Raw genomic sequence first — 13,345 nt, 5'->3', positions numbered from 1 at the left:
ATTTAAACCCCCATTCACACCAACCTCACCCTCCCCGTCAACAACTCCTGCATCATCCCCTGTTTAATCTGTACGTACTTCTCCCGCTTTTGGCGGAGGGTTTGGAGTTCACGGTCCATGTCGGACAGGATTTGGGCAATGGCTTTTTGTTCGGTATCACTCGGGGGAACTGGAAGTTTAACTTTCGACAATTGGCGACCATTTGTTAATGCCCTTGTGGTATAAGTCGCCATAGCAACAATTTGTTTTCGTACTGGCTCAGACCTAAAGCAATAACGTTTAAACTTTAAACTCAAGCGATTATTTATTGGTCTACCTCTTAAAATGAAACCACTAAAAACTCCATCCCCAATATTCTCTTCAAGTACACTTGAAATACCAATTTCATTGACAGTCTCAGAAGTTCTTGTAAAAAAGACATCACCTTTTTGGACATCGAATCTTCGGATTTCACTTTTATTCAAGGTTACTTTTCCTTTTATATTGCTCTCCATCAATCCAGAATGCCTAAAAATATCCATATAATTGATGATTGGAGTTCCCTGTCCAAAGTACTCCTTGGCTTTATTTAGACCATTCTTAAATTCAAGTAGTTCACCAATACTAACGACCTCCCATTCCCCATTAAACCCAGGCAGGCGTTTTTTACCAGTAAGGAGCTGCTGCATGGTGCCTTTTTTGATGGCCTGTTTTTTTTGGATCAGTCCGTCGAGAGAGCGGATCAGCTCATCCACATCGCTGAGGGCCGAGGCAATGGCTTGTTGTTCGGCGAGGGTTGGGGGGAGAGGGATTGGAGTGCTTCGGATTGCTCCCAATCCCAAATTTTTAATTGTCGTACCTGTTAAATTATTGTAGAAGTATTCCTGAACGTATTCTGTCTGAAGCTGATAAAACAGATATTCCTTTTTTGCATTAGGAGATACATTCAAATATGCTGCGCTTTTACCCAGCAAGACTGGTTCATTTCGGTAAAACGCTACATTTCCAATTGTCCCATTTATCGATAGAAGTATTGTTGAATCGGATAAATCACGTTTGTGAATTTCAAACTCATCTTCTGATACTTTCTTTGTGTTTTCATTAACGAATATTTTACCCTTCGAAAGATTATTTCCATTAATGAAATAGTACGATCCCGATTCGTCATAATTAGGGGTTGCATGAATACCATCACCAACCCGATAAGTCAATTGATCTATAACTTTAACTTCCCAATCCTTGGGAATCAACCCAATCTCTGTTTGCTTCACCCCTTTCATTTTTTCAGCAATTAACTCCATTCAACCCCCATCGCTTCCAGGTGAGACTGTACACGGTTTTCCAGCTCGTTCACTTCTTCATCAATCTCTACCACGGCTTTATCATACCTGCCGGCCAGCTCGTTGACTCGCTGAGTGAGACTACGGGAAATCGCCTCCACTTCGTCGTCAATTTGTCCTTTTATGGTGGGCAGCCATTTATCGTCCACCACCAGGGTTTTTACTTCGTCTTCCGTGAGCTGTGGGTAATTCTCAATCACCTGCTTGTCCAGCTTTTTCTCAGCTTCCTTCACCATTTTTTTGGCTTTTCGCTCCAGGTCGTAACACTTTTTATAGTGCTTCATGGTGGCATACTCAGCGAAATACTCACGATCGTCCTTAATCTCTTTCATACGCGAGGTGAGATTTCCTTTGGTCACATTGCCTGAGTCGCTCATCGCCTCCTCCAGCAGCCCGCCCTCCACGGCGTGTTCCTGCTCCGACTCTTCCATCATCTGCAAAGCTTCTTCCTGCTGTTGTTTCAACTCCTCAATATGCGCTTTTTGATCTGAAAAGTAGCGGTCAATCACCAGCTCTTTGGGAATCAGCTCGCAGGTAAATTCTCCTTTCTTGATCTTGCCTTTGCTGTTGCGAACCGGCTCCAGCGTGGCCGTCCAGCCATCCTCCACAATCATGTACACATCATCGCGCAGGGTATCAAACCAATAGTTCATCAGGTGCTGGTAAATATCATAGGGATCGATCAGCGCCTTGCCCCGGTAGCGGTCCAGCAGGTCTTCGGCGATCTCTGCAATAAACTCTTTGGGACGGGTATCGGCGTCAATGGTTTTAATGGATTCGTAATGAGCTGACTTCCAACCCTCAAACAGCTCCGAAAGCTCCGTGCTGTACCTGCTAAACTCCGGGTGAGCAAATACCGACTCGTTGATGGCATCCTTCTCCACCTTCAACTGCAGGTAGCCGTCACGGAGCGGCTCAAACAGCGCATCTTTTATTCCGGGATAGACCTCCCAGAAGCGGTTCATGCCTTCCACATCCCGCTCGGGAATACCACCCTTCAGATGGCCTTCAATATCCTGGATATCCTCCTCGGTGCTGCTATCGATATACCGGGGGATGTTGAGGTTGTACTCGTTGGCGCGGATCTCTTCATTCGGCACAAAACGGGAGAAACCTGCTGTTTCCTTCTGCTCACGGAACAGATCCACAATCTTGTGGATATCCCGCTCCCGAAGCCGGTTCTTATTACCATCCTTGAGGTAACCCTCGCTGCCATCGATCATAAAGATTCCATCGCGCGACCCGGCCTGCTCCTTATCCAGCACCAGGATACACGCCGGAATACCCGTTCCGTAAAACAAGTTGGCCGGCAGACCAATTATTCCTTTAATGTAGCCGCGCTCGATCAGGTTCTCGCGGATGCGCCCCTCAGCATTGCCCCGGAAGAGCACGCCATGAGGCAGAATCACTGCCGCGGTTCCGGTACTCTTCAGCGATTTCACGATATGCAGCAGAAACGCATAATCTCCGTTCTTGGACGGCGGTATCCCGAAACCTTCAAAGCGATTGTAAGGATCATTCTCCGGATCGAGTCCGTTGGTCCACGATTTAAAGGAAAACGGCGGATTTGCTACCACAAAATCGAAGCGTTTGAGAGATCCGCTGTCGGTAAACTTGGGATCGGCCAGTGTATTACCACGCATGATATCGTGTACGGCCTCCGGACGATTGTGCAGCACCATATTCATCTTCGCCAGGGCCGTGGTCGCCACATCCATCTCCTGCCCGTAAATCGTAATATCCACCGGGGCTTCATCGGCCACTTTCAAAATCAGCGATCCCGATCCCGCTGTGGGGTCATATGCGGTTAGCGCTGGGCTGTCGGCATTCTCCACACCAATCACCTTCGCCAAAATACGCGACACCTCAGCCGGCGTATAAAACTGTCCCTTGCTCTTGCCCGATTCCGTGGCAAAGTTTCTCATTAGGTATTCATAGGCATCGCCCAGTAGATCATCGTCCCCTGCGTGGTTGCCGCCAAAATCGAGGTTGGCATCCTGGAAAATTCCAATCAGGTTGCTGAGCCGGTTTACCTTATCCTTACCGCTTCCCAGCTTCTCATCGTCGTTAAAATCGGTCTGGTCAATCACCCCCTTCAGGTCGTTCGCCTCGGCAATCGGCGCAATAATCTCCTTGTTAATCCGGTCCCCGATATCGGCCTTTCCCTTCAGCGCCACCATATCGTCAAACGAAGAGCCATCCGGAATAATCAGCAGTGCATCATCCCTCCCGGAATACTTATCCGACACATACTTGATAAACAAAATGGTGAGCACATAATCCTTGTACTGCGAGGCATCCATCCCCCCGCGCAGCTGATCGCACGATTTCCAGATAGATGCGTAAAGGTCTGACTTTTTTATTGGCATGGGTTAGTTATCTAAATCTTTATAGTTCTGCTTACTGTTTCCAGCCATTTTTTTCTTCAAGTCTGTCAGTTCAAAAACTGGATCTCCTTTGTGCAGCATATTGTGACAGTTGCTGCAAACCAACGCAATCTCTTTTTTATTGGTCACCTGCTCTCCATCTCTCTCACTTAATGGATTCAGATGATGAGCTTCAATAAAACCTTTTCCAATATCCCCATAGGTTTCCATAAATGAGAATCCACACACCTCACATTGCAAAAAAGGGTCATCCTTCAAACGGCGCTCTTTTACCCTTTTGACCAATGAACTATTTCTTTCATACCGCTTATGGATTGCTGTTACACTCTTTCCTTCAACTATCTCGTCGGAATGTTCATCCTGAATATCATCTTCCGAAGTTCGATCTTTATATAAACCAAGCACCTCACGATATACAAAAAGGTGGAAATCCTGAACTGCCCATACCCAGTCAATGTTATCAAATTTTCTTTTTAGAGAAATTTTGAGATCAGGGTTTTCTTTATAAAACCTGTTATGCTCAGATATGAATAACTCCTCAAGTGGATATTTCCTGAGCTCTTGTTCCGTTTCCTCAAAATACGATTGGCAGGCAATAATATATGGTAGCCCAACTTTTGGAAACCTGCTTTTACCAGTATCAAATAAATACAAAATTGATTCTCTAAAATCAGTAACAGGTACCGGATAAAATCTATCAGGGAATAAGGAACCCAGCCAAGATGATATTCCCGGGTAGGATGTATTGCGATCATTCCAATCAACCTGATCAATACTTGCCCCTTTGTAAATCTGCCTGAAATTTCTGATATCTTCAATTCCAATATATTCACTCATTTTTTCACGGGCACTTCTAAGAATGAACTGTATACCGGGCACATTTCCTGTATATCTTATCTTTTGAGATTGCTTTAGAATCTCAAGTATTTCAGAGTCAGACTGACTTTCCCATTCTACATTTCCGTTTAAGTAGTTGGCGAATTCAAATTTATATGCCTCTTCGTAAACCCATTGCGATTGTTTACAGTGAGATAAGTATTTATTAATGGCCTCAGCAGCTGATTTTTTCATCGATAAATCTACCCCAATTCACTTTTGGATTTGCTCTCATACGCTTGCTTAATTAGATATATACCATACTCTAACTCGTCACCCGGTGTAAATTTAAATTTATAATCTCCATTTCCCCAATGGCCTTTTTCGCTCAAATCTTTGGTTTCGTTGCGGGGATCATCCAGCTCACCTTTTTTCAAATTGATTATGGCGATCACACCGGAATTGTAGATAATCAGATCAACAAAAGATTTTTCCAGTTTAAACTGAATTGTTTGAGCAAGGTATTTGGTCTCAATATCATCACCCAGATCTAATATTCGATCTCTTATCTTGAAGTAAAGCTCTTCGATTTCAGGGGGACGGTTTTTATTTTTTGACAGGTGATACTCTTCATCATACACCTTCACTTCTTTGGACACAGACTTCATCACGGAGTCCGATTTGTCTGAAGATGTGCTGTCAATTCGCACATCGGAATCAGACTCATGCTTTGTAAGGCCGATCGTGCCATTTTGGTACTTGTGAATCTCCCATAGTTCAAACGGAACATCTTTAAAATTTACGGAATGCTTCTGATAGTTTGTAAACCGCGGAGATATAAAGATCACCCGTGACTGAGACCAATCTACATCCCCTCGTTTTAAAGTCTGACCGGTTGTCTCATTATATTCAAGAATAAACTCAGCTTTATTATTGAGCAGCAACGAGAGATAAGTGTATCCCTGATCAATAACGGAGAAGTTTTTATCTTTTTTGTATTCAACTATCGTAAAAGACTTCGTTTCCGGATCAAAACAGAGAGTATCCAGGCGAAAGCTGTCAACACTAAACTCAGATTTCACAAATTCGAGACTAAACAAGGTTTCTGTATTCTGCTCTACCAGCTCCTGAATATCTTTTTCGAGCTTGAACGGGTCTTGCTGAATTTTTTTTAGAGTGCCCTCCTTAATCCTGAAAAGCTTCATACTGGATCTTTTTGAATATATTATCGGCTAAATGATGGCAGAAAATAGTATAATTTCAGGAAGAAACTTAATCAGGCTGCCGATTCTATATCACATTTATCATGGATAAGCTTTAAAACATTGCATGCAAATTCATGTTTACTCATTATTCCCAAAAGGCACGTTAATTAAAAAACCTGCTCAGTGAGCAGGCTTTTTAAAATAGCGCCTTAACATTCCTGATTAAATGCATATTGCATATTGCGATTCTATTTAACGAGCATCATTCGTCTTGTCTCGCTATGTGATGGGGTTTGAATTCTATATAAATAAACACCACTTGAAAGACCAGACGCATCAAAACTGACTTCATGTATTCCGGGATTTTTAACTTGATCCACCAAAGATGCTACCCGTTGGCCCAACGTATTGTATATATTAACTGCCACGTGAGTTTGTTCAGGCAGTGAATACTGAATTTGAGTGGTTGGATTGAATGGGTTTGGATAGTTTTGTTTTAGCACATACGAGATTGGAATAAAATCAGAGTCAGTAGAAGTTGCTAAACTTGTTGTGAAGCTGATAGATTCTGACCAATCACTATAACCACTTTCATTTTTCGCTCTAACCCTCCATGTATAAGTCGTTCCGTACACGAGTTCATCGGATACCTTATAATCTGTATTATTAATGGATTCCACGTCGATCAAGAGTTCTTCAAAATTGACGTGTGAAGTAAGTTGTAGATGGTAAGTTTCAGCTCTATTAGAATCATTCCAAATGAGCTTTGGTTCAACAGAAACATTAGTTGCTTGGTCTATCGGTATTTCTAAGTTTACAACTTCAGGTGTTTCTATGTTTGTTGTTGTAAAAGACCTCACATTACTCCAATCGCCTGAACCGGAATCATGGCTTCCCCTGACTCGCCAATAATACGTTGTCATATATTTCAATGAATCAGAAACATCATACACCAAATCATCTAAGTTAGTTCTTTCATGTAAAATTGTCCCGAATTCAGAATCACTAGAAATTTGTATCTGATATCTAATTGCTCTTTCAGCCTCTGCCCATTCAAAAGTTGGAACAATAGTTACCTCTGATTGTTTGTCTTCAGGCGCGATCAATTCCACAGTAGCTGGTAGAATACTTACAACAAAGTCAATGGCTTGTTGATCATAATCTGATACAATTGAAAACGAATATTGCCCCTCGTCGCCTTCATTGGTTTGCCATTGAAGTGAGATAGTTTTTATCTGCTCCGACTCCAAGCTTAGGTTTTCAAAGATATCCAGAGTTTCTCCCCCTTCATCAATTAAAGAAACAGCTTGGCTATCAGTGACACCACCGATATTTTTTACCTGTATATCTATCTCAAAAAGCTGTCCTTCTGTAATTGGTGCGTTTGAAGAAGAATTAACAATACTGAAATATGGAATCGACCAAAGAAGTTTTGGGTAATCTTCCGGAATAGATCCCCAAGTGCCACCAAACGTTAAATCGGGCATATTTTGTTCAGCTGATTTTCCTGTCATTTGCTCAGTTGTTAAGCCAGTTACTCCATCTTTGTATCCTCTGCCAACTCCTACGGATTGTCCAGTATTTTCAGAATTCCAATAGCTGGATTCTATATCACCTCCGTTAGAGCCTACATAACCACCAACATCCTGCACCCCATTTACAAGCCCTGTAGAATATGATTGTTTGATTGACCCACTATTTTTCCCTGAAAGTCCGCCTACTCCCTCTTGTCCATCAACCGTTGAACCGGAAAACGACGAATGAATTAAAACCGTATTATTACCAACCAAACCACCCGCAGATCCACTACCCAACTGGTTTTCAATATGTACTTCTCCATTTGAATATGAATTAAATAGATTTGCCCAGTTATTACCAACTAATCCGCCAACGTTATCATAGCCATAAACAACGACATTTGATTGAGTCGAAATAATTTCGCCACCAAAAAAATTATGCCCAACTAATCCGCCAACTCCAACACTGCCCCTAATTGTCCCTGATGTCATTGAATTTTTAATAATACCATTCTCATTCCATCCAACTAAAGAACCAGTGTAAGAACCACCAGTTATATCTACGTCTATCAAATTAATGTTTTCGACAACTCCATCTTCCAAAGAACCAAATAATCCTATTCGATTATCTTCGTTGTCAATATGTAAATTTACAATTTGATGATCTCTACCATTATAACTCCCTGAAAAAGGAATTAAGTCGTCGCCAATTGGCAAGAAGCCTTTCCCTTCATTCCAGGTTTGGGTAACACCAGCATCAATATCAACAATTTGAATAAAGTGTTTATCAAGATGGTTCGCGATCTCTTGGAGCTGTTCAACAGTTTCTATCTGGTAGGGGGCTGCTTCAGTACCTGTTCCCCCAGCAAATTGTGCAATTAGTTGAGTTGTTGAAAATAGAAATATTAAAATTGAGAATAGCGTATGCTTCATTATACTTGTTTTTTTACTGTATGATGATTAATCCTAAAGTATTGGTACATGGCGCTTATCGACGGAGTTGGCAATTGATAAAGAGGTTTTCTGTGAAAAATCCGTACTACTATCTACAACTACTCAGCTGAGTTTTACCTTGATGCCTACTCCAGAGGTGTAGGTATTGATCATTAAATATTTGAGAGGCATTTTTGATTTATAATAATTGTGTACTGGATTAGCTACGAACTCATGATTCCTGAACTGCCGATTGAAATCTGATCTAAAAAATTCTCTGTTCGATTCTCTATTCAATGATGTTAATCGTTATTCACAAAACCAACTTCTGCTTCCGTCATCGTATCCAAAGTCACATCCGCATTACAGATTTCAGCGATGCTTAGCGGTGAGTCGATCTCAATATCTACCTCAAGGAAGTCGGCCAGATCGCGTGCACTCTCTGGTGGTAGCTTCTTAAATTCATGAATCCCTCTCAGCCTCCCCTTCCTGAGCAGTGCCGGATCGATGTCGTTAATCCGGGTATTAAAGGTGCAGATAATGTTCAGATTCATAAAATCGGCCGGAAATCCGTCGGTCAGGTTCAGCAGATTGGATACGGCGTTGGAATTATCGCCTTGACGTTTCATCAGCACCGTTTCAGCATCTTCAATGATGAGAATAGAGTTGGGATGGTCCATCAGCAAGCCGATCAGTTGCGGGGAGGTAAGATTATCGGTCTGAGCCGGCGAAATGTAAATGACCTCCTTATTAATCTTGCTTAAAATGGACTTGATAAAGGACGTTTTACCGGTCCCCGGTTTTCCATGCAATAGGTAGAGTCCGCTCTTGTCATCCTGCTTCAAATTTGAGAGCATCGCATCACGAAACGACATCAACTCATCTCCCATAAAACGGGTCAAATCTTCGTCATAGGGTTTGAATTCCTGGAACTTAACATCGAGCGACATCCCTATCTGCATCAGGTATCCAATTCTGAACCTGGACTTCTTTTTACGGATCGCTATAAGTTTTTCCTTGAGGTTTTTCACTACTTCCTGATCCGAGCCACTGTCAAAAAAGATTTCCACTGAATTTTTAATGTCAGTATTATAAATCGTAATACCCGATTTTACATGTAGCAGGTAATGGCATAGATCCATTGTTAGATTATTGGCTTCCACAATTTCAACTCTATCATTCGGATCCCATTCGTTTTCTTGTTCAAGTTCCTGCTTCAATAGCTCCCATTTTTCCCCTTCTGTATAGAAAACTTCAAATGAACTTGGAATTGCCCCTCGTTTATAAATGTGAAAATTTAATCCAAACCTGATCCAGTTGGATGCCACATGCATCTGCTCCATTCTGCTGGAATCCAGGGGTTGTCCTGCTATTAATCTATTCATTGTACCGTCCGATCACCGTTTATTTGAACTTTGATCGAACTTATTGGCGTTGAGTGACAGCATAGTGTCACTCTCGATCTGTTTGAATTATCTAATGCTTTTGAGTGAGATATTCACACCCCACTCAAACCCTCCCTTCCATCGAGTAATTTAGCGCCTTCAGTTTATTCAGGTATGAATCCATGTAGGCTCTCTTCATTTCCTCATTAAGAAAACTGCGCTTTGTTAATGATTGAACATTTTCTTGGTGTGACCTGAAATGATTCAGAATCTTTACCATTCGAGATTCTACCAATCCGATTTTCAAGCCGAACTCATAGAAGTCATCGTATGCATAGAACGCATTGGCTTCAAAACTTTCTGTGGTGAAGTCGTCCTTAAAAAGACCTTCATCCAACGCCATCGCAGTGTCATCTACGTGCAGGCTGGTATTGATCAAATCGTATGCAGGGCTCAGTATATAATCTCCCTGTTTCGTTTCAATCACCCCATAGTTTTTCAGATGAGCATCCCCGTTGCAGATCAGGTAGTTAAACAGAATCAGGGAAAAAAGCTTTTCCAGTTCCACCATGGCTGCCGGGATGTATTTCTGAACGAGCTCTGCCATCTCCTCGTAGCTGTATTCATATTTGAAATTCGGCCCGGCCGTCTCAGCTGTTTTCCCTGCAAGAGTAGCAAAATCTTCTTTACCAATCTTTTTTCCATCCTCGGCCACATCAAACCGTTTTGTAATGTAGGCGGGATCGCCGTTCTTAAAAAAGATCAGGGCATTTTCTGCGGTGTGAATATCAAATACCTGCCTGGCTATCTGCATCGTCAGATGTTCATTGGCAGGTACCTGGTCCACTTTCCGCAAATCTCTTGGAATGGGTTTCAGAATGTAGGTTCCCTGCTCACCCTCTTCCGTTAGACGAAGCGTGTTTTTTTCAAGCAATAAAGACACCTTCTCCTGTACACCGGAGATAGAAAGCCGCTTTCGGTTCTGCTGAAACTTTTCGGCATCCTCTTCACTCATATCCGGCGGATCATAAGGAAGAATGTGACTGACTTTCTTGCCGTTAAACACCCGTTTTAAACAGGTGGGGCTGAATGTATCAAATCCTTCTGCCAGAGTTCCGGGGCAATATTTAATATTGGGTAAACTCAACTCTATTTATTCTTTGATTTCAATGTGATTGCGCCTATAGTATCTGTTTGAGCCGTTTCCAAGAGTAAATCAAAGTAATTCTTCTCATCAATTTTCAATTGCCTCGACTGAAGTTTCCGGTTCACCCCTTCCGATAAAAGATTATAGAAAAAAGGGAACAGATGATCGGCCTTATAGGTTTTCTTGCTTTTGGGCATGGTTAAACTGACAGCCGGTTTCTCCGGATTGTTGAACCATTGATCATCGTATTCGAACTCATACGAATTTCTTTCATGCCGGATAAGAACTCCAACACGTTCACCATTTCTATAAACATTGGCTGACTTCATACTTACAGCTCAGGCTTCTTAACGGTCAGGGTTAACTCCATTCCCAGGATATCGGCTATTTTATTTAACACCTTTAAGGTTGGGTTGGCCTGACCGGTTTCAATTTTGTAAAGAGTATTCACACTGATTCCTGACATCTCAGCAAGATCGGGTTGCGTAATCCCCAGTGTGTCCCTTCGCTCTTTTATCTGTTTACCAATCTCAGAAACCAACATTTTAATGTGATTTTAGATATAATTCTTACTGATTGAGAGAGGAATATAACGATATTCACATTATAATGTGATATTAGATAAATTTTTGTAACTCAGCTCTAATAGATGGCAGAAAATCACATTATAGTGTGGTTTTATATAAATACGCCAGCATTTTCACAGTCATTCTCGGTTCCACTTTCACAAAGTTTCATTGAAATTGAAACTGATGCGGATGATTTAACATTATGCAAGAGGGCAGCTGAAGAAAACAATGGAACGTTTGTGTGTAGGGGAGGTATTTTAGCCAAACACGCCCTTAATACAAAAGATAGAATCGAAAAATATTACGGGGGACTACGAGTTGGTGGCGCCTCATCATTAAATATTGTTTCGAATCAAAGATCACTATACACCGAACTTATAAGTTCTAATCTAAATTTTTCCTATTTAGGCTATGCCAGAATAGGATTTGGTGCTCTCATTACCTCAGGGGATGATTCCGTTTCAACCGCAAACCAGTTCTTCCAAGGTGGTGGGAATGCCGCACTTTTCGTTTCAGTTCCTCTTGCTTACCGGTCTGTCACTAGTATGGAAGGAAATGTGGCTCAACTTGTCAGGCGCCATGATCTGTTGGCCACTTTTACTGTTGGCGCAGATCTTCCTGCATTGAATACTGCAGCCGATAAATTTGCTGTGGTCACTCAATTTGGTCCTCAGTACCAGTTAGTCCAACACTCTACTGACGACACAATTAGGCTTTTTTTTCTATTTGACTTAGGAGTTGGCTGGGGGCACAACGACTTTTTTGCTAATTTAAATACTGAGACACCTCGTGGTGGTTTTTTCGCTAGTAGTCAAATGACACTTGGGTTAGAACTAAATGATATTATTCGTATTGGAGCTTCTAGAGGCACATCAACTGTAGAAAACCTATCTCAGTCATGTGGACTTGTCGTTCAGCTTATTCCAAAGTGATTTTTTTTTAAAAAAAACTCTATTGAGGTATCCCTATTTTTCTCTGGCACAAAATCGTGGAATCAGTACGTTCATAACATAGATTTTTTCCCAATACCAATCAGTAAAGCTGAAGGATTTGCAGTGTGGCTTCAAAAGCAGATCTTTGAAACTTTAAAACCTAGTGGTGCTGTAGGAATAGCCCGCTCCAAGACCTACGCCAAGCTCTCCAGCAGCTTAGACAAACCAAAGGGTCGGACGTTGATATTAACAACTGATGATGGACGAACTGAAATCTGGCCACTGGATCTGGATGAAGTCTGGGATGTCGGCAAGAGAAGATATGAGCATATCCTGGCTGAGGGCTACAAACCATTGGAGATGTGGCTCAGCGAGGAAATATCAAAACCTTCATTCGTTTATTCGGTGCGAACTTTGGCAGAATGCTCTATCAGACCATTACCGGCAAAGATCAGGGGCGCGTGATGGAAGATATCTCTGAGGACTATAAGCCAAAGCAGGGCATTAGCTACGGGCACACCTTTTCAGAAGGCTCTTCCGATATGGATCGGATAAAGGGTGAATATGCCATTGCTGTACAACAGGTCTGCTACCGGATGAGAGCCTACGGCATCCGTGCAAATTCATATTGGGGGATGTTTGGGTTTAATGATCCTGCGAAACCAGGAGTTGGATTTCGGTTTGTCACTCCGGCTCATACAAGCATTGATGATTATTTATTTGCGGAATTAATGGATCAAATTAAACCGGCTTTACAAAAGGCGAGCAGGGAAGGAATCGAAATCCGGAATATTGGCCTTGGAACCCATAAGATTGATAAGACGAACCAGCTTAGTGTATTCTTTCAGAATGATGAAGATAAAGTAAACCGGATAAAAGCAATGGACGAAATTAAGAATCGGTTTGGGCCGAAGGTCATTACCAAAGCAAATACTCTTCACTGGGTCGAAGGTAATACCCACTTTTTAGATCGAAACGAATAGAATTTTTCAATCTGTTTAATTATATACCTTAAAAGCAGCCAAAACTGTTCTTTTTTTTACTCCCCTTCTCGGGATTAGTCTTAAACCAAAAATATTCAACTAACTGTGAGAAGTCGGCAGAATTTGATTTATACATAGTAGGAGCAAGTAAA

At 41.9% G+C, this 13,345-nt stretch carries 11 protein-coding genes; 2 read left to right on the top strand and 9 right to left on the bottom strand.

Translation table 11 applies throughout. The features are described from left to right. Positions 1-14: 14 nt before the first annotated feature. The 9 genes from DYD21_RS14335 to DYD21_RS14295 form a co-directional block, all read right to left on the bottom strand. Positions 15-1,280 carry a restriction endonuclease subunit S gene (locus DYD21_RS14335; protein WP_116037683.1) on the bottom strand — a complete coding sequence of 422 codons (1,266 nt, stop codon included), beginning with the start codon at positions 1,278-1,280 and terminating at the stop codon, positions 15-17. Next, positions 1,271-3,688, bottom strand: coding sequence for a type I restriction-modification system subunit M (locus DYD21_RS14330; protein WP_116037682.1), 2,418 nt, complete (start codon positions 3,686-3,688; stop codon positions 1,271-1,273). Before DYD21_RS14330 ends, DYD21_RS14335 begins: the two co-directional genes overlap by 10 nt. Before the next feature lie 3 nt (positions 3,689-3,691). After that, complete coding sequence (locus DYD21_RS14325; RefSeq protein WP_116037681.1) at positions 3,692-4,777, bottom strand: HNH endonuclease; 1,086 nt, start codon at positions 4,775-4,777, stop codon at positions 3,692-3,694. 8 nt (positions 4,778-4,785) lie between these two features. Then, entirely contained in the window at positions 4,786-5,727 is a 942-nt protein-coding gene (locus tag DYD21_RS14320) for a DUF5655 domain-containing protein (RefSeq protein WP_116037680.1), read from the bottom strand. Between the two features lie 248 nt (positions 5,728-5,975). Beyond that, on the bottom strand, positions 5,976-8,177 hold the full coding sequence (locus tag DYD21_RS14315; RefSeq protein ID WP_116037679.1) for a T9SS type A sorting domain-containing protein: 2,202 nt from the start codon (positions 8,175-8,177) through the stop codon (positions 5,976-5,978). Positions 8,178-8,479: 302 nt separating this feature from the next. Continuing rightward, entirely contained in the window at positions 8,480-9,562 is a 1,083-nt protein-coding gene (locus tag DYD21_RS14310; RefSeq protein WP_116037678.1) for an AAA family ATPase, read from the bottom strand. A 124-nt stretch (positions 9,563-9,686) separates the two neighbouring features. After that, a complete protein-coding gene (locus DYD21_RS14305; protein ID WP_116037677.1) occupies positions 9,687-10,709 on the bottom strand; it encodes a type II toxin-antitoxin system HipA family toxin in 1,023 nt (340 codons plus the stop codon). A gap of 2 nt (positions 10,710-10,711) precedes the next feature. After that, complete coding sequence (locus tag DYD21_RS14300; RefSeq protein WP_116037676.1) at positions 10,712-11,038, bottom strand: HipA N-terminal domain-containing protein; 327 nt, start codon at positions 11,036-11,038, stop codon at positions 10,712-10,714. A gap of 2 nt (positions 11,039-11,040) precedes the next feature. Then, the gene (locus tag DYD21_RS14295) at positions 11,041-11,253 is read right to left on the bottom strand and encodes a helix-turn-helix domain-containing protein (protein WP_116037675.1); all 213 of its coding nucleotides are present in this window, start codon (positions 11,251-11,253) and stop codon (positions 11,041-11,043) included. Between the two features lie 105 nt (positions 11,254-11,358). Here DYD21_RS14295 and DYD21_RS14290 point away from each other — a divergent pair, with 105 nt between their 5' ends. Next, on the top strand, positions 11,359-12,210 hold the full coding sequence (locus DYD21_RS14290; protein ID WP_116037674.1) for a hypothetical protein: 852 nt from the start codon (positions 11,359-11,361) through the stop codon (positions 12,208-12,210). Between the two features lie 362 nt (positions 12,211-12,572). Beyond that, positions 12,573-13,193, top strand: coding sequence for a hypothetical protein (locus DYD21_RS14285; RefSeq protein ID WP_116037673.1), 621 nt, complete (start codon positions 12,573-12,575; stop codon positions 13,191-13,193). The last annotated feature ends 152 nt before the right edge of the window (positions 13,194-13,345 follow it).

The sequence above is a fragment of the Rhodohalobacter sp. SW132 genome, assembly GCF_003390325.1.
Lineage (GTDB): Bacteria > Bacteroidota > Rhodothermia > Balneolales > Balneolaceae > SW132.
This window is presented reverse-complemented; position numbering and strand designations above follow the sequence as displayed.